Source organism: Amycolatopsis aidingensis (assembly GCF_018885265.1).
Taxonomy (GTDB): Bacteria; Actinomycetota; Actinomycetes; order Mycobacteriales; family Pseudonocardiaceae; genus Amycolatopsis; species Amycolatopsis aidingensis.
In genome coordinates, this window is sequence record NZ_CP076538.1 from 4,436,646 (window position 1) to 4,460,922 (window position 24,277).

Below are 24,277 nucleotides of genomic sequence, written 5' to 3' on the forward strand. Positions count from 1 at the left end.
CCTACGCGCGTGTGTTTGCCGTTCCCGCGCACGCTTTGGCCGCCCACGCGCACGCTTTGGCCATTCCCGTACATTGTGTTTGCCGCTCAGGTAAACGTGTTGGCCGGTGACGAGCCTGTGGCTGGGTTTCAAGCACGCCTCCGGCGCGCCGCGGAGCACTGGCGCTCCACACATCACCACTAGCAGGGCTGGTTACTAGCGCCAGCACCCCACGGAACGAGCACCCCGGGCCCGGCCCGGCATGCATTCTGTGTCGAACACGCATTCGAGTGAATACCAGCGGGTACACATTCACGCGGGGAATTCTTGTCGGCCCGAACGGTATCATTGTGGGTATGGACAGACACAGTTCTGATCCGCACACGGATCCCCCCGAAGACGCACTCACCACACTCGACGCCTTGGAGGCCAACGAACGCGCCATCGCCCAGCTGGAAGCGCGGCGGGTGCTGCTGGTGGCCGACCTCACCCACGACCGGGACGAACGGGTCTCGCTGGTGACCGAAATCGCCGGACGCCTCTACTGGACCCGGCACCGAGTCGAAGAAGCCCTGGCACTGGGACAGCACCTCACCCGGTTACCGAACACCCTCGCCGCGTTCCGCGAGGGCCGGATTGACCAGGAGAAGGTGAAAGCGGTGGTGGAACCCACCGCGGTCCTCACCGACCAACAAGCCCGCGACGTCGACCAACGGATGAGCGACAAACTGGAACGCAAAGACCGCACCAGCCTGCGGCGGTCGGTGCGCTACCAGGTACTCGCGGTCGACCCCGACGGGGCGGCGCGGCGCACCCGGGCCCGGCGGGCACAACGATCCCTGGAACTCATCCATCAAGACGATGGGGTGTCCAGCCTCATGGCCGACCTCCCGACGGAGGTGGCCAGTGCGATTTATGCACGCTGTGACCGGGCCGCCCGACGGATGCGGAAAGAAGGGGACAGTCGCACGTTGGAGCAGTTGCGGGCGGACGTGTTCGCCGATTTGGCCCTCCGAGAAGACGGCACGATCCGGGCGCCGCGCACGGAGGTGTACCTCTACTTCGCCGCCAGCTCCCTGCTGGGGCTGGACGAGCAGCCCGGATACCTGGCCGGGCACGGGCACATCCCCGCGGCGTTGGCGCGGGAGCTGGCCACCCACCCCGACAGCGTCTGGCGACGGCTGTTGACCGACCCGGCCACCGGGCATCCCACCGACCTCGGACGCACGCGGTACCGGCCCCCGGCGGCACTGGATGAGTTCGTGCGGGTACGAGACCGGGAATGCCAGGGCATCGGGTGCCACCGGCCCTCGCAGCAGTGCCAGAACGACCACACCACCGACTGGGCCCAGGGCGGGGGCACCAACGAAGAAGAGCTGGTGGGCTACTGCGAACGCGACCACCACCTGAAGGACCTGCCGGGATGGAAATACGAGGTGATCGACGGGATACCCACCATCACCACACCCCACGGAGACATCCACCAAAGCCCCCGCGAACCCCTCCACGAACCCCTCACCCCAGACAACGACAAACCACCCTTCTAGGGGTACGTTACCGGCCGGGCACCAGCAGGTTGACGTGTACCAGGTGGTGATCCGAGGCGTCGTTCAGCCGAGCCAGCGGCGATCCTGCGGTCGGCCAGAACACGCCGTCGCCGATCGGCAAGAGACCGCGGGAGGGCAGTACGTAGTCCACCCGGAGGTTACCGGGGGCGTTGTCGTTGAAGTCCGCGGTGTCGAAAAACGCGGGGGTGCCATGGCCCTGGTTCGCACCGCCCTGCTCCCTGGCCGCGAAGTAGCCGCCGAGGCTGCCCGGCCACGTGTCGATCACCCGCCGCGCGTCGAGCAGCTGGTTGATCGCGCCTGACACGCTGTCGCCGTCGTGCGGGTCGGAGTTCTGGTCGCCGGCGATCACGAACCGCGCTCCGGGCCGGAGGCCGCCACGCCTGCCGGCGTCATCGTAGATATAGCCACCCTTGCCGGGGGTCACGTAGTCGGCCCAGAAGCGAATCTCATCGTGGTTGCGGGTGCCGTTGCGGTCTTCGGCACCGTCGAACGTGGGCGGCGTCGGGTGCGAGGCGAGGAAATGAATCCTCGCCCGCCCGACAAGGACCGGCACGTCCCAGTGCGACTTCGACGACAGGCGCAGCACGTCCAGGACCTCTGGCGAGTACCAGTCCGCGGGAGCCGGGGTCGCCGGATCGTCGGGCAGCATCGCGCCCGGCATGTCCTTCCAGCGGAACGTCTGGAAGGTGCGCACCGCGCCGGTGTCGATCGGGTACTTCGACAACACCAGCATGCCGTACTGGCCGGGGAAGAAACCGAAGCCGTGCGCGTCGTCCGCGGTGCCGGTGCGGCCGTCCCGATTGAGATCGAACCCGGTCGGCAAGCCGGTGTTGGACGGCGCGGTGAACGCGTACGGATAGTGGATCGGCTTGGCGCCGTTCTGGCCACGCTCCAGATAGTTGTCCCGGAACAGATCCGCAGCGAGGTTACCCGCCGCATAGTCGAACTCGTTGACCAGCAGCACGTCCGGCCGGTTGCGCTGGATCACCTCGGCGACCTCGCGGGCCTGCGCGTTGTCCGGGGTGGACAAGTCGGTGATCAACTGCCCAGCCTCGGCGCGGTTGAGCGAGGCGTTGAACGTGGCGAAGCGGACCGGCTCGAACCGGCCCGGTCCCGGTTCAGCCTGGGCGGCCGGCGCGGTCAGCACTCCGACGGCCAGCGCCAGCACGGGCAGTAACGCGAGTCGGGCTCGGATCATGATCAACCTCCACCAGTCGGCGCGTCACCCTGCCATGCCCAGGCCACGAACGGGTGATGCGTTGGTGAACACTCGCATATCCTGTGCTGCTAGTCTCGCTCGGTGGTCGCGCACAGAATCTTCGTGTATGGCGTTACCGGGTCGGGCAAAACCACGGCGGCCGCACGGATCGCGGCGGCCACCGGACTCCCGTGGCATTCGGTGGACGACCTGACCTGGGAACCGGGCTGGGTGCAGGTGCCCGATGACGAGCAGCGCAGGCGGATCGCGGCGATCTGCGCGGGTGAGGAATGGATCCTGGACACCGCCTACGGCAAGTGGCTGGAGATCCCGCTGGCCAGGGTGGAGCTGATCGTCGCGCTGGACTACCCGCGCTGGCTGTCCCTTGCCAGACTGCTGCACCGCACCGCCCGGCGAATCCTTGATCGCAGGCTGGTCTGCAACGGCAATCGGGAAACACTCCGGCAGGCGCTCTCCAGCGATTCGATCATCCGCTGGCATTTCCGCTCGTTCCACCGCAAGCGGGAACGCATCCGGCGATGGTCCGCCGACCCTTCCGGCCCCACCGTGCTCCGCTGCACCTCGCCCCGCCAGCTGGACCGCTGGCTCAGGCAGCTGCGGCCAGCACCAGACCACTCGTCGGAACCCCGGTACCCGCGGTGACCACGACATGCCGCACCCCGGCGACCTGGTTCACCGCGCTGCCGCGCACCTGACGCACCCCCTCGGCGATGCCGTTCATCCCGTGAATGTAGGCCTCGCCGAGCTGACCGCCGTGCGGGTTCAGCGGCAACGCGCCGTCCAGCTCCAGCGCCCCGTCCCGGACGAAGTCCTTGGCCTCACCCCGGCCGCAGAAACCCAGCTCCTCCAGCTGCATCAGCACGTACGGGGTGAAATGGTCGTACAACACCGCCACGTCCACGTCCGCGGGGCCGATCCCCGCCTGCCGCCACAGCTGCCTGCCGACCACACCCATCTCCGGCAGCGCGGCAAGCTCCTCGCGGTAGTAGCTGGTCATCACGTACTGGTCCGGGGCGCTGCCCTGCGCAGCACCGGCGATCACCGCGGGCGGGTTACGCAGCTCACGGGCGCGCCGCAGACTGGTGATCACCAGCGCCACCCCGCCATCGCTCTCCTGGCAACAGTCCAGCAGGTGCAGCGGTTCGGCCACCCAGCGCGAGGCCTGGTGCTCGGCCAGGGTGATCGGCCTGCCGTGGAACCACGCCTTCGGGTTGGTGGCCGCGTGCTTGCGGTCCACCACCGCGACCCGGCCGAAGTCCTCGCTGGTGGCCCCGTAGTCGTGCAGGTAGCGCCGGGCGAGCATAGCCACCGTGGCGGCCGGGGTCGCGATGCCCATCGGGTAGTGGAAGCTGTTGTCCACCCCGGAGGAGTTGACCTGCTGCGCCGCGGCCGTGGACACCTGGCCGAAGCGCTGCCCGGATCGTTCGTTGAACGCGCGGTAGGCGACCACCACCTCGGCGACCCCGGTGGCCACGGCCATCGCCGCCTGCTGCACCGTCGCCGCCGCCGCGCCGCCGCCGTAGTGGATCCGGCTGAAGAACGAAAGATCGCCCATGCCGAGTTCGCGTGCCACCGCGATCTCGCTGTTGCCATCCATGGTGAACGAGACCAGACCATCCACATCGGACGGTGAAAGGCCGGCGTCGGCCAGCGCCGAACCGACGGCCTCCGCGGCCAGTCGCAGCTCGCTGCGCCCGGAGTCCTTGGAGAACTCGGTCGCGCCGATCCCGGCAATTGCCGCCGCGCCGGACAGTGTCATGCCGCCTCCGGTAGTTCGATATGGACCGTTCCGGTGACGTGCTCTCCCAGCGAGCAGCTGCCGGAGACCTCGACCACCGCCTCGGTGCCGGTGCGCTCGGCCACCCTGCCGCTCAGGGTCAGGGTGTCGTAGGCGTAGCAGGGCACTCCCAGCCGGATCCGCACCGCGCGCACCAGGGCCCGCGGGCCCGCCCAGTCGGTGACGAAACGCTGCACCAGCCCGGTGTCGGTAAGGATGTTCAGGAAGATGTCCTTCGACCCCCTTGCCACCGCGGCATCCCGGTCGTGGTGCACATCCTGGAAGTCACGGGTCGCCAGCGCGGTGCTCACCACGAAGGTGGGCGTCACCTCGATGCGCAGCGGCGTCAGCTCGGTACCGGTCTCGACGGCGGTCATCGGACGATCCTCCAGCCTGGCAGGGTCAGCTCCTCGTCCACCCGCAGGAAGACCACCTCGACCGGCAGCCCGATGTCGACCTCCCCCGGATCGGCATCGACCAGCTCGCCGAGCATCCGCACTCCCTCGTCCAGCTCGACCAGCGCGACCACGAAGGGCAGCCGCTTGCCGGGGACCCCCGGGTGGTGATGCACCACGTAGCTGTACACGGTCCCGGTACCGGCGGCCACCACGTAGTCGGGAACCGCGGCGAGGTCGCCGTCCGGTGGCATCGGACCGGGCGGATGCCGCAGCTCGTCGCCCCAGCGCTGGATGCGCAGCTCGCCCTTCCTGGTGCCCTCCCAGAAGAACTCGGTGTCCCTGCTGATCACCGGGCGCAGCACGGCGGTGTGCTCGACCTCCCCGGCTGGCCCGGCCTCGGGTGGCCGGAACTTGAGCACCCGGAACATCATCTCGGCGACCAGCTCGGCACCGGAGTACCAGTTCGTCCGGGTGGTGACGAACCAGCCCTCGCCAAGGCCGGTCCGCTTCGGACCGACCACGCTCTCCAGCCTGCTGGTGGCCGAAACCTCCTCGCCGTAGCGCAGGTAGCGGTGGTAGGTCTGCTCGGAGTTGGTGGCGACAACCGAGGTGAACCCGGCCTCGTCCAGCGCCGAGATCATGGCACCGAGCGGATCGTCCTCGGCCCGCGTGCCATGCAGGCCGTTCATCGTCCACACCTGCATCATGGCCGGCGGGGCGACCGGCCCCTCGTGGCCTGCGGCCCTGGCCGCCTCCGCGTCGGTATAGACCGGGTTGGCATCACCGATGGCTTCGGTCCAGTTGTGCACCATTGGCAGGTTCACCGGATCCCGGCCCGGCCGGGCCCGGGATTCCCCTTGTGCGGCAAGGTGCTCGGCCGTCGCCTGCACCGCGCCGGTCATCGTGGCACCCGGGGCAGTCCGAGGCCGGAGCTGGCGATCAGCTCGCGCTGGATCTCATTCACCCCGCCGCCGAAGGTGAGCACCAGGTTGCGCCGGGCCTGGACGTCCAGCCATTCCGCCAGCCCGGCCGTTTCCGGATCGGCCGGATCTCCGTGTCGTGCCACGATTTCCTCCAGTAGTCTGCCCACCCGCTGGATCCGCTCGGAGCCGAAGACCTTGGTCGCCGAGGCGTCCGCCACCGCGACGCCTCCGGCGCCGGAGGAGGCCGCGACCTGCCAGTTCAGCAGCTCGTTGATCCGGGTGGCCGCCAGCGCCTCGGCCAGTGCCGCGCGCACATCCTGCCGGTCCAGCAGCGGGAAGCCGTCCGGGTCGGCGCGGGCGGCCGCCCAGGAGCGCACCCGGTCGTACAGCCCCCCGATCCGGCCCGCAGGGCCGAGCATCACCCGCTCGTGGTTGAGCTGGGTGGTGATCAGCTTCCAGCCCCTGTTCTCGGTGCCGACCAGCATCTCAGCCGGAACCCGCACATCGGAGTAGTAGGTCGCGTTCACATGGTGCGCGCCGTCGCAGGTGATGATCGGCGTCCAGGAGTAACCGGGATCGCGGGTGTCCACGATCAGGATCGAGATGCCCTTGTGCTTCGGGGCGTCCGGGTCGGTGCGCACCGCCAGCCAGATGTAGTCCGCGTCGTGGCCACCGGTTGTGAAGATCTTCTGCCCGTTCACCACGTACTCCTCGCCCTCGCGCACCGCGGAGGTGCGCAGCGCGGCGAGGTCGGTTCCCGCCTCCGGCTCGCTGTAGCCGATGGCGAAATGCACCTCCCCAGCCAGGATCTTCGGCAGGAACCGGGCCTTCTGCTCCGGCGTGCCGAAGGCCTGCAGGGTGGGACCCACGGTCTGCAGCGTGACGGCGGGCAGCTGCACATCGGCGCGCGCGGCCTCGTCGGCGAAGATGTGCTGCTCGATCTCGCCGAAGCCCCTGCCGCCGTACTCGGTCGGCCAGCCGACGCCGAGCCAGCCGTCCCGGCCCATCCGCCGCACGATCTCCCGGAACACCGGCCCGTGCCGGTCCCGCCGCATCCGTGCGCGTTCCTCGTCCGAGACCAGCCCGGCGAAGTACGCCCGCAGCTCGGCCCGCAATTCCCGTTGCGCCGTGGTCAGTTCCAGGTACATTCCGCTCACCCCGCCACCAGGTCGCCGAGCCGGTCCAGCCGAGCTCGGGCGCCGCCCACATCCCTGGCGAGGCTCTTGGCCAGCGCATAGTAGTGGTGCAGCGGGTAGGTCACGTCCAGGCCGAGCCCGCCGTGCAGGTGGTGGCAGGCGGCCAGCGCGCGGGGCGCCTCCTCGGCCAGCCAGTATGCGGCGATCCCGAGGTCCGGCTCCGGGTCACGGCCGGTCGCCAGCCGCCAGACCGCGGAGGTGGCGGCGAGGTGGACCGTGCGGGCCGCCACGTACACATCGGCGACCTGCTGGGCCACCGCCTGGAAGGTGGCCAGCGGCCGGCCGAACTGCTGCCTGGCACCGAGGTGCTCGGTGGTCAGCCGCAGCGCCCCGGCCAGCACGCCGTCGCCGAACGCGACCGCGCCTGCCAGCGCGCAGCGGTGCAGCACGGCCAGCGCCTCGCCGCCGCGGTGCGAGCCCAGCAGGTCGGCGTCCGCCACCGGGGCACGATCGAGCAGCAGCGTGCCTTCGTTCCCCGCCGGGACCAGGCTCACCCCCTCGGTGGCCGGGTGCAGCAGGAACACGCCGATGCCGCCGGGCATCGTGGCCGGGACCAGGATGCGCGTCGCGGTGGCCGCGAACGGCACCGCGATCTTGGTGCCGGACAGCACCCAGCGCCCGCCGGAGCTGCTCGCGGTGGTGGCCGGGCTGCTGGTCAGCGGTGCGGAGGGCTCATGCAACGCGGCGGTGAGGACGTCCTCGCCCGCGGCCACCCCCGGTAGTACGTCCGCCCGCTGCGCCGGTGCGCCGAGCTCGTTCACCGGCAGCACGCCGAGCGCCAGGGTGGCCAGCGCGGGCACCGGGGCCGCCGCGCGGCCGAGCTCGGCCAGCAGCACGGCAACCTCCGCGAGGCCCAGATCGTCCCCGCCCAGCTCGGCCGGCAGTGCGAGGGACAGCAGCCCGGCCTTGGCCAGCGCCCGCCACAGCCGCTCGTCGTACCCGTGCTCGCCGAGCGCCCGCTCGGTGTCGAGTTCCTTGGCGAGCACCTCGGCGGCGAGGTCGGCGACCGCCCGCTGGTTCTCGTCGAGGGTGAAGTCCACGCTCGCTCCTCGCTCCGACGCCGCGGTCAATACTGAAACTTGTTCTAGTCTTAACCACGGCGGCGGATCACGGCAAGTGCCACTCCCCCACTCCCCAGGAACCTACTCTAGAGTAGGTATCCATGCGGCAGACCTTCCTCGCCCGCAAGGCGCTCGGCCTGGCGATCACCGCCAACGCGATCCGGCCGGTACGCGGGGCACGTGCGGCCGTTCCCACCTTCCTGGCCGGCATGCTCGCCACCGAGCTGGCCCCGCAACTGCTCGCGCTGAACCTCGCCGACACCGCGGCGCATGTGGCACGGCACGGGATCCGCGGCCGTGCCGATCGGGCCGGGCTCGCCATGGCGGCCGCCTCGGCAGGCGGATTGGGCGCGGCCATCCTCTCCGCCCAGCGGGCCCGGGGCGAGGTGGAGACCGCGCTGGTGGAGGCACTCGGCCCCGGCTACGCCGACCGGCTCGGCCCGCCGCCTCGCCCGGCCGGGATCCGGCGGGACCGGGACATCGCCTACGCGCCGGGCGGCAGGCGGTTCCTGCTGGACGTGTACCGGCCCAGGGTGCCGGAGCAACCATGCCCGGTGCTGCTGCAGGTGCACGGCGGAGCCTGGATGTACGGCAGCAAGGATCTACAGGGGCTGCCGCTGATGGTGCACCTGGCGCGACGCGGGTGGGTCTGCGTGGCGATCAACTACCCGCTCTCCCCCGCCGCGCGCTGGCCCGCGCATATCGTCGCCGCCAAGCGGGCCGTGGCCTGGATCCGCGAGCACATAGCGGACTACGGCGGCGATCCGGCACGGCTGGCGGTCACCGGTGGTTCGGCAGGCGGGCATCTGGCCGCGCTGCTGGCGCTGACCGCGGACGATCCCCGGTTCCAGCCGGGTTTCGCGGAGGCGGACACCAGTGTGCAGGCCTGCGTGCCGCACTACGGCGTCTACGACTTCGCCGCGAGCAGCGGCTCCAGGGCGAGTACGGCGCGGCTGCGGGCCGTGCTGGCCCGGCGGATCGTCGGCAAGGATCCGGAGGAGTTCCGCGCGGACTACCTCGCAGGCTCACCGCTGGACCGGGTCACCGGGTCCGCCCCGCCGTTCCTGGTGCTGCACGGGGAACGCGACTCACTGGTGCCGGTGCGGGAGGCCAGGGAGTTCACCAGGCGACTGCGCGAGGTCTCCGCCAACCCGGTGGGCTACGCGGAGCTGTCCGGTGCGCAGCACGCCTTCGACCTACTGCCCTCGATTCGTGGCGCGCACGTGATCCGGGGTGTCGCGCGCTTCCTCGAGGCCACCGTGCGTCCACTCAGGACCCCGGATCCCTTGGCAGGCCGAGCAGGCGCTCCCCGGCCACGTTGAGCAGTACCTGCGTGGTGCCGCCCGCGATACTCAGGCAGCGGGAGAGCAGGAACTCGTGTTGCGCGGCCGAGCCGGGCCCGTCCGCGACCGCACCGGCCGGGCCGAGCAGGTCCAGCGCAGCCTCGGCCACCGCCTGCCGCTGCCGCACCCCGGCCAGTTTGCGCACACTGGACTCGGCTTCGGCCTGCTGCCCGTCCAGCCTGCGCAGGGTGGCCCGCAACCCGAGCATCGAGCCTGCCGACCCCTCGGCCACCAGCACGCCGAGCCGCTCCAGCAGCGCCGGGTCCGGATCGGCCGGCGCCGCGGAGAGCAGGGCCTCGACCCCCTCCCCCACCGCGGAACCACCGCCGAGGGCCACCCGCTCACTGGCGAGGGTGGTGCGGGCGAGCCGCCAGCCGCCGTCGACCTCGCCCACCACGCAGTCGTCCGGCACGAACACCTCGTGCAGGAACACCTCGTTGAACACCGACTCCCCGGTGATCTCACGCAGCGGCCGCGTCTCGATCCCCGGTGCGCTCATGTCCACCAGGAAGTAGGTGATTCCCTTGTGCTTGGGTGCCTTCGGATCGGTTCTGGCCAGGCAGATGGCCCAGTCCGCGGTACGGGCGAGTGAGGTCCAGACCTTCTGCCCGGTGAGCAGCCAGCCGCCGTCCGTGCGCACCGCGGTGGTGCGCAGCGCGGCGAGGTCGGAGCCCGCGTCCGGCTCGCTGAACAGCTGGCACCAGGTGATCTCACCACGCAGCGTGGGCCCGACGAACCGCTCCTGTTGAGCCGCGGTGCCGTGCCGCAGGATGGTGGGCGCTGCCCAGGCACCGATCACCAGATCGGGCCTGCGCACCCCGGCGCGAACCAGCTCGGCGTCGATCACCAGCTGATGCGCCGCCGGGGCGTCCAGCCCGTACGGCCGCGGCCAGTGCGGCATGAGATACCCGGTCTCGGCTAGCCGTTCGCGCTGCCGCCGCGGCGGGAGAGCGGCGATCTCCTCGGCCACCGCCCGGGCCCGCTCGGCGACCTCGTCCTCGGCGTAGTCACCGAGGTCCAGCTCAAGCCCGCGCCGGGTACCGCGCAGCGCCAGCTCGGCCGCCCGGCGGCGCCAGCGCGCCGACCCGCCGAACAGCTGGCGGGTCGCCACCGCACGCCGCAGGTAGAGGTGGGCGTCGTGTTCCCAGGTGAAACCGATCCCGCCGAGCACCTGGATGCAGTCCTTGGCGTTGTCCACCGCCGCGTCCAGCGCATAGGCGGCGGCCGTCGCCGCGGCGAGGGCGTGCTGGCCCGCCCGGTCCCCGGCGGCGCGGGCGGCGTCCCAGGCCAGTGCGGCGGCCAGTTCCGCGCGGCACAGCATCTCCGCGCACAGGTGCTTGACCGCCTGAAAGGAGCCGATCGGCCTGCCGAACTGCTCGCGCACCTTCGCGTACTCGGCCGCGGTGCGCACGCACCACCCGGCCACCCCTGCCGCCTCGGCGGCGGCCAGGGTGAGCGCCAGGTCATCGACCGTGGACCCGCCAAGGTCCGGCAGCAGCGCGTCCGGCGGCACCCGCACCTCGTCCAGGTGCACGAAGCCCAGCTCACGGGAGGTGTCCATGGCGGGTGCCGGGGTGATGCGCACCCCGGGGCTGCCGGGCGGCAGCAGGAACCACTCCGGCCGCCCATCCAGTTCGGCGGCGAGCAGCAGGTGGGCGCCGGGCCGCGCGTCCGCTACCGGGCCCAGCCGTCCGCTCACCAGCAGCCCGCCCTCGGGGTGGGCGCTCGCCCCGGCCCGCTCCCCGCAGGCAACCGCCACCCGCGTCCCGCCCTCGGCCAGCACGGGCAGTAGCTCCTTGGCCTGCCGGGAGTCCGGGGCGGTGGCGAGCGCGAGCCCGGCGAGCAGCCCGCCGAACACCGGCCCCGGCACCAGGCCGGCCGCGACCTCCTCCAGCCCGGCGGCCAGATCGGTCACCGAGCCACCCGCACCGCCCAGCCCCTCGGGCACCGCCACGCCGAACAACCCGAGCTCGGCGAGCTCGTCCAGCAGATGGGCGCCGGTGTCCGGATCCCGCACCGCCGAGCAGGGCTGCCGCCTGCTCACCCATGCCCTGATCGACTCGGCCAGCGCGCGCTGCTCCTTGGTGATCGCGATCGGCACGAGCCCTCCCATGAGCGGACGACGGACACGACGTACCCACACATAGTAGAACTTGTTTCAGTTTTGTGTCTAATGGGCCTGCAGTTGAACAAGCCTCCATATTGGGTACGCTACGCCTACAAAATGAAACAGGTTCGCTCAACAGGGGGAACAGACCGATGGCAGGCAAGCCCAAGGCGTCCGGGCAGACCAAGTCCCGTGGCGGCCTGAGCACGATCGGCGGCGAGGAGCTCGGCTCCGCCGCCCAGCGCGACCGGCGCAAGCGCATCATCGACGCGACGCTCGCGCTCGCCGCCAAGGGCGGCTACGACGCCGTGCAGATGCGCGCCGTCGCCGACAAGGCGGATGTCGCACTGGGCACGCTGTACCGCTACTTCCCCTCCAAGATCCACCTGCTGGTGTCCGGGCTGGCCAGGGAGTTCCAACGGGCGCAGGACAAGCTCGAGCGTGGAACCATCCCCGGGGACTCGCCGATCGAGCGGCTGCTGTTCGTCCTCGGCCGCAACACCCGGATGATGCAGCGCGACCCGCACCTCACCGAGGCGATGGTGCGGGCCTTCATGTTCGCCGACACCACCGCGGCCGCCGAGGTGGAGCTGGTCGGCCGGACGATGGAGAACATGTTCGCCACGGCGATGGGCATCGAGGAGCCGACCGAGAACGACCGCGCGGTCTTCCACGTGATCGCCGATGTCTGGATGGCCAACCTGGTCGCCTGGGTCACCCGCCGCGCCTCGGCCGCCGATGTGGCGCACCGCCTCGAACTGGCGGTCCACCTCCTGCTGGACAAGCAGGGCACGGACAGCGGAGCTCAGTAGCGGCGCACGGTGGTATAGGGGATGGATGAGATCCCGCTTGCTGACCGTGTTCCTTGCCCTGTTGCTGGCGGCGACGCCGGCCGTGGCGGTCGCGGACGCGCCCGCCACCGGACACCCGTCGTGGTCCGGCCGGTTGCTGTCGGCCGAGCGGGTGGACGTCACCGCCGACCCGTTCCCGGACGGGACCCGCGGGTACCGGATGCGGTACCTGTCCACCACCCCGGGCGGCGGCTACACCGTGGTCAGCGGGTTCACCCTGCTGCCGCCCGGTCCCGCACCGGATGGCGGATGGCCGGTGCTCGCCTGGGACCACGGCACCACCGGAATCGGCGACCGGTGCGCCCCCTCGCACGACCCCGGCGCCGCCTACGGTTCCCAGCTTGGCTCCTTCCTGCGCAACGGCTACGCGATTGCCGCCACCGACTATGCCGGCCTCGGCACGCCGGGGGTGCACCCATACCTGATCTCCGAATCGGAAGCACTGGCCACTGTGGACTCGGTGCGCGCGGCGAGGCGGCTGGCACCGGAGCTGTCGGCGCGCTGGTTCGCCGTTGGCCACTCGCAGGGCGGCCAGGCCTCGTTCGCCACGGCGGAGCTGGCCGGGGAGTACGGCGACGGCCTGGACTTCCGCGGGTCGGTGGCCTACGCCCCGGCACCGAACATGACCCCGTATGTAGACCAGGGACCCGCAGGCGACCCATTGGAGCAGACCTTCTACTCGATGATGCTGGTCGGGCTGAAGACCCAGCATCCGCGCCTGCACTACGCCGACTATCTCGGCCGCCGGGCACTGCGCCTGCTGCCCGAGGTGCACCGGGAGTGCATCGACGACCTCATCGCGCGGTTCGTCCGGGCCGGGTTGCCTGCCGAGCAGTTCGAACCCGACGGCGAGGCCGCCACGAAGCGGCTGCGGAACTGGTTCGCGGAGAACGAGATCGGCCACGAGCGCGCCGACGGCCCGGTGTTCGTGGCCCAGGGTTCCGCCGACCAGGTGGTCCCCCGGGCCGGAACCGACGCGATCGTCGCAGGGTCCCGCAGCCACGGTTCCACAGTGGACTACCAGGTGTATCCCGGCGCAGACCACGGCAGTGTGCTGACCGCCGCCGAGGCGGACGTCCTCGCCTGGCTCGCCAGGCACTGACCGGAGGTGGTGGCCGGATCCGGCGGGACCGGCCACCACCGGGCTCAGCTGGTCAGCTTGGGCAGCACCTCGCGGCCGAAGACCTCCAGCCACTCCTCCTGGTTCCGCCCCACGTTGTGCAGGTAGATCCGGTTGAACCCGGCGTCCACGAACTTCTGCAACGCGGCCCGGTGCACATCGGGATCGGCGGAGACCACCATCCGGCCCTCGAAGTCCTCCGGGCGCACCAGTTTGGCCATCTGCTCGAAGTCGAACGGCGATCGGATGTCGGCCTTGGGGAACTTCATCCCGCCGTTCGGCCACTGCTCCATCGCGTTCTGCCAGGCTTCCTCGTCGGTGGCGGCCCAGGAAAGGTGCACCTGCAACAGCTTCGGCATGGTGTCCGGGTCCTTGCCCGCCTTGCGGGCGCCCTTACCGAAGTTGTCCAGGATTCCGCTGAGCTTCTCCAGCGAGGCGCCGGGGGTGATCAGCCCGTCGGCGAGCTCCCCGGTCTTGCGCGAGGTGTACGGCGCGGCCGAGGCGATGTAGATCGGCGGCGGGGCGTCCGGCAGGGTCCACAGCCGGGTGGTGTGCAGCTTGAAGAACTCCCCGCTGTGCTTGACGTCCTTGCCGCTGAACAGTTTGTTGATGACCTCCAGCGCCTCCAGCATCCGGCGCACCCGTTCCGGGGCCTCCGGCCAGTAGCCGCCGATGATGTGCTCGTTCAGCGCCTCCCCGGACCCGATCCCGAGCCAGGTCCGGCCAGGGTAGGTGGCCTCGAGGGTGGCGGCGGCCTGCGCGACCAGCGCCGGATGCAGCCGGAAGGAGGGGCAGGTCACCCCGGGCCCGAGGTCGCCGGAGGTGTTCTCGGCCAGCGAGGCGAGCACACTCCACACGAACGAGGCCTCGCCCTGCGCCGGCACCCACGGCTGGAAATGGTCGGCAGCCATCTGGCCGGAGAATCCGTGCTGCTCGGCCAGCGCGGCCAGGCGCACCGACTCCCGTGGAGAGAACTGCTCCAGTGCCGCGGCGACACCGATCTGCACGTCACTCACGAACTTCCTCCTCAACCGATCCGGCCGTCGATCTTCCACTCGGAGGCCAACCTACCCCGGCTCGGGCGGTCGGCGCCTATCACCGGTAGGCCGCGACGATCTCGGCCAGGCCGTCCAGCTGGCGCAGTACCTCGCCCTCCGGCTGCGGCCGCAGCACGAAGGTGGCCCGCTGCACGCCCGCCTCGGCGTAACCGTCGATGACCGCGCGGTTGGCGCTGTCCACCCCGCTGACGGTCACCTCGGCCTTTTCCGTGTGCTCGGCGAGCAGGTCCAGCTGCGGCCGGATCTCCGCGGGGTCGCTGACGGCGAAGGGGAGCCAGCCGTCGCCGTGGGTGGCCACCCTGGCCAGGGCGGCGGGGCTGTTGCCGCCGATGTAGATCGGCGGGTGCGGCCGCTGCACCGGCTTCGGCCAGGAGAAGATCGGATCGAAGTCGACATACTTGCCGTGGTACTCGGCCTGTTCCTCGCGCCAGATGATCTTCAGCGCCTCGAGCTGCTCGTCCATCAGGGCACCGCGGGTGCGCGGGTCGGTGCCGTGGTTGCGCATCTCCTCCTTGTTCCAGCCCACCCCGACACCGAAGATCACCCGGCCGCCGGACAACGTGTCCAGGCTGGCGACCTCCTTGGCGGTGTGGATCGTGTCGCGCTGGACGAGCAGCGCGATGCCGGTGCCGAGCCGCAGATCGGTGGTCGTGCCCGCGGCGGCGGTCAGCGCGACGAAGGGGTCGAGGCTGCGGTAGTAGACGCCGGGCAGTTCCCCGCCCATCGGGTAAGGGCTCTCCCTGCTGGCGGGGATATGCGAGTGCTCGGCGATGAACAGCGAGTCGAACCCGCGCTCCTCCAGCGCGGGGCCAAGGCGGTCGGGCCGGATGCCGTCGGCGGTGACAAAGGTGGTCGCTCCGAACTTCATACGTGCCCCAACCGCCCCACCCGCCCTGCTATTCCGCAGCTCAGACGTTGCGGCGGTACTGGCCGCCGACCTCGAAGAAGGCTTCGGTGATCTGGCCAAGCGAGCACACCCGCGCGGCGTCCATCAGGGCGCCGAACAGGTTGCCGCCGCTGGTGGCCACCTCGCGCAGCTGCCGCAGCGCCAGCCGCGACTCCTCCGCGTTGCGCTGCTGGAAGTCGGCGAGCCGGCTCAGCTGGGACTTCTTCTCCTCCTCCGTCGCCCGCGCCAGCTCGACCTCGCCCTCCTCCTCGTCCGCACCGCTGGGGTTACGGAAGGTGTTCACACCGACGATGGGCAGCGAGCCGTCGTGCTTGAGCCGCTCATAGGTCATCGACTCGTCCTGGATCTTGCCCCGCTGGTAGCCGGTCTCCATCGCGCCGAGCACCCCGCCCCGCTCGGAGATCCGGTCGAACTCGGTCAGCACCGCCTCCTCGACCAGGTCGGTGAGCTCGTCGATGATGAACGAGCCCTGCAGCGGGTTCTCGTTCTTGGAAAGGCCCCACTCCTTGTTGATGATCATCTGAATGGCCATCGCCCTGCGCACCGAGCTCTCGCTCGGGGTGGTGATCGCCTCGTCGTAGGCGTTGGTGTGCAACGAGTTCGCGTTGTCGTACAGCGCGCACAGCGCCTGCAGCGTGGTGCGGATGTCGTTGAAGCTCATCTCCTGCGCGTGCAGCGAGCGACCCGAGGTCTGCACGTGGTACTTCAGCTTCTGCGAGCGCTCGCCCGCCCCGTACCGCTCGCGCATCGCCACCGCCCAGATCCGCCGGGCCACCCGGCCCAGCACCGAGTACTCCGCGTCCATCCCGTTGGAGAAGAAGAACGAAAGATTCGGCGCGAAGTCGTCGATGTCCATCCCGCGCGCCAGGTAGGACTCCACGTAGGTGAACCCGTTGGCCAGGGTGAAGGCCAGCTGCGAGATCGGGTTCGCCCCGGCCTCCGCGATGTGGTAACCGGAAATCGACACCGAGTAGAAATTGCGCACCCCGTGCTCGATGAACCATTCCTGGACATCGGCCATCATCCGCAGCGAGAACTCGGTGGAGAAGATGCAGGTGTTCTGGCCCTGGTCCTCCTTGAGGATGTCCGCCTGCACGGTGCCGCGCACATTGCGCAGGGTCCACTCGCGCAGCTGCGCGGCCTCGGACTCGGACGGCTCCCGCCCGTGCTCCGCGCGGAAGGCGTCCATTTTCTGGTCGATCGCGGTGTTCAGGAAGAACGCCAGGATGGTCGGTGCCGGGCCGTTGATCGTCATGGACACCGAGGTGGTCGGTGCGGTGAGGTCGAAGCCCTCGTAGAGCACCTCCATGTCCTCCAGTGTCGCGATGGAGACCCCGGAGGTGCCCACCTTGCCGTAGATGTCCGGCCGGGTGTCCGGATCGTGCCCGTACAGGGTCACCGAGTCGAAGGCAGTGGACAGCCGCTTGGCCTCGGAGTCCGAGGAGAGGTACTTGAACCGCCGGTTGGTGCGGAACGGGTCGCCCTCCCCCGCGAACATCCGCGCCGGGTCCTCCCCCTCCCGTTTGAACGGGAACACCCCGCCGGTGTAGGGGAAGTATCCCGGCAGGTTCTCCCTGCGCAGGAAGGACAGCAGCTCACCGGGGTCGGCGTAGCGCGGCAGCGCCACCCGCGGGATCCTGCTGCCGGAGAGGGTGTCCCGCCACAGCTGAGTATGCAGCTCCTTGTCCCGGATCCGCACCACCAGTTCCTCGGCCCGGTAGGACTCGGCCAGCTCGGGCCAGGCCTCCAGCAGCCGCCGCGACTCGGCGTCCACCTCCTGCTCGGCCCGCTCCAGCAGCCGGGAGAGGTCCTCGGTGCCGGAACCGGCTCCGGCCAGCGCCTCCCGCGCCGCGCGCAGGTGCTCGCGCTGGCGTACCGCCTCGGCCTGGGCGCGGGTGTGCTCGTGGTACCCGCGCACGGTCGCGGCGATATCGGCGAGGTAGCGAGTGCGCGAGGAGGGGATGATGGTGGAGGCGTCGGTGGAGACCTTGCCCTCCACCGCGGGCAGCACCCCTGCCGAGACGGAGAGGCCGAGCTCGGCCAGGTCGTCCCGCAGGTGCTGGTACAGGGCGGTCACCCCGTCGTCGTTGAACTTCGCCGCGCTGGTGCCGTAGACCGGCATGTCCTCCGGCGCGGAGCCGAAGGCCTCCCGGTTGCGCACCAGCTGCCTGGCCACGTCCCTGCGGGCGTCCTCGGCGCCGCGGCGCTCGAACTTGTTGATCGCCACGGTGTCCGCGAAGTCCAGCATGTCGATCTTCTCCAGCTGGGACGCGGCGCCGAACTCCGGCGTCATCACGTACAGCGAGTAGTCGACATGGTCCACGATCCCGGCGTCGCCCTGGCCGATCCCGGGGGTCTCCACGATCACCAGGTCGTAGCCCGCCGCCTTGCAGGCCAGCACCGCCTCGTCCAGCCCGGTCGGGATCTCCCCGCTGGTCGTGCGGGTGGCCAGCGAACGGAAGAACACCGGCGCCCCGTCCAAGCAGTTCATCCGGATCCGGTCACCCAGGAGCGCGCCGCCACCGCGCCGCCGGGAAGGGTCGACCGCCAGCACGGCGATGCGCAGCTTGTCCTCCTGGTCCAGCCGGAACCGCCGGACCAGCTCGTCGGTGAGCGAGGACTTACCCGAGCCCCCGGTGCCGGTGATGCCCAGCACCGGCACGGTGCGCCCCCGCGCCGCCTCGGTGATCGCCGAGGTCCACTCCCCCGGCAGGGTGTCCGCCTGCAGCCGGGTGATCACCCTGGACAGGGTGGGCACATCGCCGGAGAGCAGGGTGTCCACCGTGCCGGTCTCCCTGCTGCCGAGGTCCACATCGCAGGCCCGGATCATCGAGTTGATCATGCCGGGCAGGCCCATCTCCAGGCCGTCGTCCGGGGAGAAGATGCGCGCCACCCCGCGCGAGTGCAGCAGCTCGATCTCCTCGCGCACGATCACGCCGCCGCCCCCGCCGAACACCTTGATATGCCCGGCGCCACGGTCGGCCAGCAGCTCGACCAGGTAGCTGAAGTACTCCACGTGCCCGCCCTGGTAGGCACTGATCGCGACGCCCTGGACGTCCTCCGAGATCGCCGCGGTGACCACCTCGTCCACCGACCGGTTGTGCCCGAGATGCACCACCTCGGCGCCCTGGGACTGCAGGATGCGCCGCATGATGTTGATCGAAGCGTCGTGCCCGTCGAAGAGGCTGGATGCGGTCACGAACCGGACGGGGTGCTCCGGCCGGTACAGTTCGGCGTTCATCCCTCCAAAATACTTGGACTTCCTACTATTTTGAAGGCATGACCCACCGTGATGACGGTCACCCGACCCGTTACTGCGCTGCCGCGGAGCGGCGCGCGATCCACTGCCGCATGGCGTACTCGACCAGGGTGATCAGGGTCTGCTTCGTCGACTCCCTGTCCCGCGCGTCGCACCGGACGATCGGGGTGTTCGGGTCGATCGACAGCGCCTCGCGCACGTCGTTGACGTCGTGGTGCAGCACCCCGTCGAAGGTGTTCAGCCCGATGATGTACGGCAGGCCGCGATCCTCGAAGAAGTCCACCGGGGCGAAGGAGTCGGCGAGCCGCCGGGTGTCGGCGAGCACCACGGCCCCGATCGCGCCGCGTACCAGGTCGTCCCACATGAACCAGAACCGCTGCTGCCCCGGCGTGCCGAACAGGTAGAGGATCAGGTCCTCGTCCAGCGAGACCCGGCCGAAGTCCATCGCGACGGTGGTCGTGGACTTGTTCGGGGTCGCATCGAGGTCGTCGATGCCGGTACTGGCATCGGTCATCATCGCCTCGGTGGTCAACGGGACGATCTCGGACACCGACCCCACGAAGGTGGTCTTGCCAGCGCCGAACCCGCCGGCCACGACGATCTTGGCTGACGTCATGGTCGGCGCCGCGGTGCCGCCGCCCGCCGCCTGGCGGGCTACACCTTCCGCATTCCGCGGTGCCTTAAAGCCGACGGAGTCCACTCAAAACCCTTTCCATCAACATCAGATGTTCCTCGGCGCCGTCGTCACTCGAGACGGTCCTGTGCACAGCGATCAGACCCGCATCTGCCGCGTCACTGATCAGGACTCGCGCGACGCCGAGCGGAACCCGGAGGGCCGAGACGATCTCGGCGACCGACCGCGGGGTCCGGCATTCTTCCATGATCAATCGATGTTCGACCAGCTCGGGCGCCGGCATGGTGTCGTGCTCCCGGGTGGAGAGCAGTGTCTCCAGCTCCAGTGCGTAGTTGGCCTTGGTCCGGCCACCGGTGATGGCATACGGGCGGACGAACCCCGTTTCCTCTTCCGCCGCCGGTAAGGGGATGGCTTCGGCAGACACGCGCTGCTCCTTTCCGGTCGAGTGCCCAGGGCGTGCGGCGCCCGCGTCGCCGCGCGAGTCCTCCTTGCTCTTCTTCTTACGCTTCTTCCGGCCGCGCCCGGAGTCCAAGGTGAAGGAGTTGAGCACATCGGCGAACGTGCTCTCCTCCGCGCGCCCTTCGGCGGCGCCGCTCCCCTCCTCCTGGGGCCGGCGATCCGCGCCCGGCTCTTCACCGAAGAACCCCGATCCCGTGTTCATCAGCCCACCGGTTCACCGATCAGCGAGCCGCCCGAGCTCTGCAGCTGCGCGCGCAGCTCCGGGGTGAGGATCTGCCCGACCCGGTCCACGAGCAGGGTCATTTCATAGGCCACCTGCCCGATATCGCAGTTCGGGGCCGCGAGTACGGCCAGGCAGGAACCATCGCTGATGGACATCAGCACCATGATGCCCAGCTCCATCTCGACCACGGTCTCGTTGACCGCCCCGGCCTCGAAGCACCGCGCGGCGCCCTGGGTGAGGCTCACCAGCCCGGAGGCGACGGCGGCCAGCTGGTCGGCCCGGTCCAGCGGGAGGCGGTTCGACGAGGTCAACAGCAGGCCGTCCGCGGAGACGACGACCGCGTGGGCCACCCCCGGCACCCGCTCGGCGAAGTCGTTGACCAACCATCCGAACTGATTCTGTTGAGGCTGTGCCCCTTCCGGCGAGGTCATTCACCCTCCACTTTCTCTTGGTTGCCGTCGGCCGGTTCAGCGGTCTGGTGCCGGCCCCGGCGGATTCCCTGCTGGAAGCTGCTCAACCGCCCGCGGACGTCGGCGGGATCGCGCTCGGCGCGCGGTGCCGCCTTCGCCGGTCCGGCGCTGCCCGGCATCAGCCGTTCGCCACGACGACGCCGGGGCAACCCCGCCGAAGTATAGGCGGACGGTGACGAGCTCATCGCGGACCGCGCGGACCGGTGCCGCTCGTCGGAGGCGAACGACCAGTCGCCTTCCGACCGCGTGCCCTGGGTGTCCTTGCGGTCCTGGGTGGACTGGGGATCCTGGGGGTGCTCTTGGTTGCCGCCCGCACCGCCGGGCCGCTGCTCCGGCCGGGCCTGCTGCGACGCGCCGGGCTGCTCGCCCGAACTGCGCCTGCGTCCCCGGCTGAGCCCCTGCTGGAAGCTGCTCAACCTGCCCCGGACATCGGCCGGATCCCTGGTGGGCAGCTCCGCAGCCTTGCCGGTGGACTCCTCCGCGCCGCCCTCCGTGCGCGCCGCACTGCCCGGCATCAGGTACTCCCCGCGCCTGCGGCGGGGCAGGCCCGCGGGGGTGTAGCTGGACGGCTCGGTCCGGGACACCGCCTGCACCGTACGCCAACTCTCGTCGCTGGCGAAGTCCCAGCTCTGCATGGCCGCGCTGGCCGCGTCGCCACGCTCCTCCGCCGCCTTCGGCTGCTCCTCGGCGGTGCGGAACCACGCGGAGAGGGTGGCGTCGAAGATCGGGGTGGTCTCGGTCCGCCAGTCGTCGGCCTGCTGTGCCCTGCGGGCGGCGTCGGCGGCCGTGGTCGCGGCGCTCCACCAGTCGCTCAGCACGGTGCTGTTCGCCTCGAACAGTTCCTTGCCGCCGGGTACCGCCCCCGGCCTGCGCCGGTCCGCCTTGCCCGCGGCCGGGTGCTGCACCCGCTCGGTGGTCTCGGTGTCCTCCGCGGGCTCGGTGCTCACGGCGTCCTGGGTGTCCTGGGTGTCCCCGGCGCCCGCACCGTCCTCGGTGGCCTCCGTGGCCCCGGTGGCCACCTCCTGGGCCGACGCGGCCTCGTCCGGACCGTCCTGCTCGGTCGGCCAGGCGGCAGCGGGCTCGGCGGGCTGCGCGGCCTCCGGCTGCGCAGGGCTCGGCGCGGGCTGGGCCGGTTTCGGCTGCTGGGGCCGCGTGGAGCGGTCGGCATCCTGGTCGTCCCGGTCGATCGGGCTGAACAGCGCCGTCCCGGAGACCTCCATCTCCGAGGGAGGTCCCGCGGTACGTGGCGGCGGGGCCTGCGGGCCGCCGCCGAACCCGTTCACCGCGGCGCCGTGCCCGGTCCCCGGCCGCTCCACCGGAGTGCCGTTCACCTGCCGCTGCCGCCGCGGCAGCGGGGCGCCAGCGGGCTGCGGCGCCGATTCCGGCTGCGCGGGCGGTTGCTGGGCGTCCTCGCCCACCACCAGGCCCGCCGGGACGGTGACCGTGGCGCGCACGCCCGCGATGTCCTTGCCGCCGTGCAGCGTCACGCCGAAGCCGTGCCTGCTCGCCAGCCTGCCGACCACGAACAGGCCCATCCGGCGCGAGGTGGCCAGGTCCACCGAGGCCGATTCGGTCAGCCGGGCGTTGGCCTCGGCGACCTCGGCCTCGTTCATGCCGATGCCCTTGTCCATGATGTCCAGCGACAGCGAGCCGTCCTCCATCAGCTGGGGGACCACGATGACCTGGGTGTCCGGCGCGGAGAACGCGGTGGCGTTGTCCAGCAGTTCGGCGAGCAGCCGCATCAGGTCGCTGGCCGCGTAGCCGAGCACCCGCGAGGCCGGCGGGGTGCGCACCACGACCCGCTGGTACTGCTCGATCTCGGAGACCGCGGCCCGCAGCACGTCCGTGGTGCTGATCGGCTGGCCCGACCTGCGGCCGGGCTCCGCCCCGGACAACACCATCAGGTTCTCGTTGTTGCGCCGCATCCGGGTGGCGAGGTGGTCGAGCTGGAACAGGGTGGCCAGCTGGTCGGCGTCCTCCTCGTCCCGCTCCAGCCGCTCGATCAGCTGCAGCTGGCGCTGCACCAGGCTCTGGCTGCGGCGGGAAAGGTTGACGAACACGTTGCTGTAGCCGGTACGCATCGCGGCCTGCGCGACGGCCAGCCGCAGCGCCTGGCTGTGCACGGCGTCGAAAGCCCTGGCCACCTGACCGACCTCGTCGGCGGTGCGCACCGGGACGGGCTGCAGCTCGGTGCTCTGCGGACGGCCCTCCTGGATGTTGTGCACGGCGGCGGGCAGCTGGGTGTCGGCGACGTCCAGCGCGCTGGCCCGCAGCACCCGCAGCGACCGGAGCAACTGCCTGGTGATCACGAAGACCACCGCAGCGGCCAGCACGAACGCGCTGAACAGCAGCACGGCGAGCAGTCCCGCGTCATTACTCGAACCCTCGACCAGCGCCGCGGTGGTCTCCCCCAGCCCGGTGCCGAGCCGGTCGGCCACGGTGCCGAGCTGGTCGGTGACCGCGGTCGAGGCCTCCTGCCAGCGCTGCGGGTCGATCCCGCTCAGCGCGTCCCCCGCGGCGACCTGGCTCGCAAGGTCCTGCCGCGCCGCGAACTCCGCTCCGGAAACCGTGCCGTCGTACAGCTGCCGCTGCGAGCCGCTCGCCGCCGCCCGGAACTCGGTCAGCCGGTCGGCCAGCCGGACCTGCGCGGCCCGCACCTGGTTGAGCTCGTCCGGGGTGAGCCCCGCGCGGGCGATCCCGTAGCCGACCAGCGCCTGTTCGAAGGAGACCTGCTCGGCCGCGGCCAGCAGCGCGTGCAGCGCGGTCGGTGTCCCGCCGATCTCCGGGTCGCTCAGCTGCGAGACCAGCGTCGTGTCCAGCGCCAGCAGCGCGCCGGTGATCGCCGAGTACTCCTCGACGGCCTGCCCGGGGTCCAGCTGGCCCGCGCCGACCTGCTCCCGGATCCCGGACAGCCGGTCCAGTTGCGTGGCGGCCTCGCGCTGGGCACCGCTGAGCGTCCCGTCCAGTTCCACCGCCCGGTCCGCGGCCTCGGACATCGCCGGGATCGCCCGGTCGAGCTCCCCGCGCGTGGTCTGCAGCTCGGCGGAGTCACCGGCAAGGCCCTGGTTCAGCAGCCGCACGGTCTGGGTACGCTCGTCCTGCACCTCGCCGAGCACCGAACGCACCTCGCCGTTCAGCGCGACCAGCGCCTCCATCCGCTCGTAGCCGTCCGCGCGCTCGACCTGGCCGGCTATCGTGGTGCCCCCGAGCACCAGGGCGATGAGCATCGGGACGAGGGTGACCGCGGCCAGCTTGACCGGCAGGCTCCAGTCGCGCCACTGCAGCAGTTCCCGCCACTTCAGCCGCCACTTCGGCGGGCGGGGCGCTTGCTGGCCGAGGAGCTTCCCAACAGGCACTTGTCCTTGTCCTGCAACGGTCACGAAGGTGACTCCCTGTCCGGTTCGCCACTGGTCTGGTCGGTGCTGGTTCGTTCGGCGCTGGCGCGTTCGGTACTACTGTCCATGTCCTGTCGACCCCCTGGCCCCGGCTGGCTGCAACTCGCACGATGCAAGTGCAGGCGCACAAGCAGCCGCACGAGCGTCCGGCCGAGCCGACACGATGGCCAAGCTGGCGAAAGAAGCGTACACCAATCGGGTGGAAATCAATTTCTCCGCGCATACCCGACATGACCAGCCGAAATGATGTTGTGAACAGTTTCGCAAAGTCGTCTCGGCAACGCGACTTCTCCGGATGGGCAATTCGGCTACAGATTCCATGGAGTCACC

Annotated in this window: 19 protein-coding genes; 5 read left to right on the forward strand and 14 right to left on the reverse strand. The window is 70.6% G+C overall.

Annotated elements, in window-relative coordinates; genetic code table 11:
- Positions 1–335: 335 nt before the first annotated feature.
- The gene (locus KOI47_RS20395) at positions 336–1,526 is read left to right on the forward strand and encodes a DUF222 domain-containing protein (RefSeq protein WP_216205882.1); all 1,191 of its coding nucleotides are present in this window, start codon (positions 336–338) and stop codon (positions 1,524–1,526) included.
- A 7-nt stretch (positions 1,527–1,533) separates the two neighbouring features.
- Here KOI47_RS20395 and KOI47_RS20400 read toward each other — a convergent pair whose 3' ends face one another.
- On the reverse strand, positions 1,534–2,745 hold the full coding sequence (locus KOI47_RS20400; protein ID WP_216205885.1) for an endonuclease/exonuclease/phosphatase family protein: 1,212 nt from the start codon (positions 2,743–2,745) through the stop codon (positions 1,534–1,536).
- A 102-nt stretch (positions 2,746–2,847) separates the two neighbouring features.
- Here KOI47_RS20400 and KOI47_RS20405 point away from each other — a divergent pair, with 102 nt between their 5' ends.
- Complete coding sequence (locus KOI47_RS20405; RefSeq protein ID WP_216205887.1) at positions 2,848–3,408, forward strand: P-loop NTPase family protein; 561 nt, start codon at positions 2,848–2,850, stop codon at positions 3,406–3,408.
- On the opposite strand, the gene KOI47_RS20410 is transcribed toward KOI47_RS20405, so the two are convergent.
- From KOI47_RS20410 to KOI47_RS20430, 5 genes are read right to left on the reverse strand one after another with little or no spacing between them, the layout of a single operon-like run.
- Entirely contained in the window at positions 3,353–4,525 is a 1,173-nt protein-coding gene (locus KOI47_RS20410) for a lipid-transfer protein (RefSeq protein ID WP_216205890.1), read from the reverse strand. The genes KOI47_RS20405 and KOI47_RS20410 overlap by 56 nt on opposite strands.
- Positions 4,522–4,920, reverse strand: a complete 399-nt coding sequence (locus KOI47_RS20415; protein WP_216205892.1) for a MaoC family dehydratase — start codon at positions 4,918–4,920, stop codon at positions 4,522–4,524. The genes KOI47_RS20410 and KOI47_RS20415 overlap by 4 nt, the downstream gene beginning before the upstream one ends.
- Positions 4,917–5,843, reverse strand: a complete 927-nt coding sequence (locus KOI47_RS20420; RefSeq protein ID WP_216205895.1) for a bifunctional MaoC family dehydratase N-terminal/OB-fold nucleic acid binding domain-containing protein — start codon at positions 5,841–5,843, stop codon at positions 4,917–4,919. Before KOI47_RS20420 ends, KOI47_RS20415 begins: the two co-directional genes overlap by 4 nt.
- On the reverse strand, positions 5,840–7,012 hold the full coding sequence (locus KOI47_RS20425; RefSeq protein WP_216217427.1) for an acyl-CoA dehydrogenase family protein: 1,173 nt from the start codon (positions 7,010–7,012) through the stop codon (positions 5,840–5,842). Before KOI47_RS20425 ends, KOI47_RS20420 begins: the two co-directional genes overlap by 4 nt.
- Positions 7,013–7,017: 5 nt before the next feature.
- Positions 7,018–8,100 carry an acyl-CoA dehydrogenase family protein gene (locus KOI47_RS20430; protein ID WP_216205899.1) on the reverse strand — a complete coding sequence of 361 codons (1,083 nt, stop codon included), beginning with the start codon at positions 8,098–8,100 and terminating at the stop codon, positions 7,018–7,020.
- A gap of 122 nt (positions 8,101–8,222) precedes the next feature.
- On the opposite strand from KOI47_RS20430, the gene KOI47_RS20435 reads away from it, so the two are divergent.
- Positions 8,223–9,443: an alpha/beta hydrolase gene (locus KOI47_RS20435; protein WP_216205902.1), complete on the forward strand. Its 1,221-nt coding sequence runs from the start codon at positions 8,223–8,225 to the stop codon at positions 9,441–9,443.
- Here KOI47_RS20435 and KOI47_RS20440 read toward each other — a convergent pair.
- Positions 9,391–11,565, reverse strand: a complete 2,175-nt coding sequence (locus KOI47_RS20440) for an acyl-CoA dehydrogenase (protein ID WP_216205905.1) — start codon at positions 11,563–11,565, stop codon at positions 9,391–9,393. The genes KOI47_RS20435 and KOI47_RS20440 overlap by 53 nt on opposite strands.
- A gap of 158 nt (positions 11,566–11,723) precedes the next feature.
- On the opposite strand from KOI47_RS20440, the gene kstR reads away from it, so the two are divergent.
- Both kstR and KOI47_RS20450 read left to right on the forward strand, forming a co-directional pair.
- Positions 11,724–12,383 (forward strand): cholesterol catabolism transcriptional regulator KstR, encoded by a 660-nt coding sequence (kstR, locus tag KOI47_RS20445; protein WP_216205909.1) that lies wholly within the window; start codon positions 11,724–11,726, stop codon positions 12,381–12,383.
- A gap of 25 nt (positions 12,384–12,408) precedes the next feature.
- Entirely contained in the window at positions 12,409–13,524 is a 1,116-nt protein-coding gene (locus KOI47_RS20450; RefSeq protein ID WP_216205912.1) for an alpha/beta hydrolase family protein, read from the forward strand.
- A 44-nt stretch (positions 13,525–13,568) separates the two neighbouring features.
- Here the strand turns inward: KOI47_RS20450 and KOI47_RS20455 are convergent, their stop codons facing one another.
- From KOI47_RS20455 to KOI47_RS20485, 7 genes are all read right to left on the reverse strand, one after another.
- On the reverse strand, positions 13,569–14,558 hold the full coding sequence (locus tag KOI47_RS20455; protein ID WP_216205913.1) for a TIGR03557 family F420-dependent LLM class oxidoreductase: 990 nt from the start codon (positions 14,556–14,558) through the stop codon (positions 13,569–13,571).
- 79 nt (positions 14,559–14,637) lie between these two features.
- Complete coding sequence (locus KOI47_RS20460) at positions 14,638–15,468, reverse strand: LLM class F420-dependent oxidoreductase (protein ID WP_216205917.1); 831 nt, start codon at positions 15,466–15,468, stop codon at positions 14,638–14,640.
- 40 nt (positions 15,469–15,508) lie between these two features.
- Complete coding sequence (gene icmF / locus KOI47_RS20465; protein WP_216205919.1) at positions 15,509–18,748, reverse strand: fused isobutyryl-CoA mutase/GTPase IcmF; 3,240 nt, start codon at positions 18,746–18,748, stop codon at positions 15,509–15,511.
- 70 nt (positions 18,749–18,818) lie between these two features.
- Entirely contained in the window at positions 18,819–19,466 is a 648-nt protein-coding gene (locus KOI47_RS20470) for a GTP-binding protein (RefSeq protein ID WP_408629839.1), read from the reverse strand.
- Positions 19,447–20,061 (reverse strand): DUF742 domain-containing protein, encoded by a 615-nt coding sequence (locus KOI47_RS20475; protein WP_216205925.1) that lies wholly within the window; start codon positions 20,059–20,061, stop codon positions 19,447–19,449. Before KOI47_RS20475 ends, KOI47_RS20470 begins: the two co-directional genes overlap by 20 nt.
- The gene (locus KOI47_RS20480; protein ID WP_216205927.1) at positions 20,061–20,513 is read right to left on the reverse strand and encodes a roadblock/LC7 domain-containing protein; all 453 of its coding nucleotides are present in this window, start codon (positions 20,511–20,513) and stop codon (positions 20,061–20,063) included. The genes KOI47_RS20475 and KOI47_RS20480 overlap by 1 nt, the downstream gene beginning before the upstream one ends.
- Positions 20,510–23,908: a sensor histidine kinase gene (locus KOI47_RS20485; RefSeq protein ID WP_216205929.1), complete on the reverse strand. Its 3,399-nt coding sequence runs from the start codon at positions 23,906–23,908 to the stop codon at positions 20,510–20,512. The genes KOI47_RS20480 and KOI47_RS20485 overlap by 4 nt, the downstream gene beginning before the upstream one ends.
- Positions 23,909–24,277: the final 369 nt, after the last annotated feature.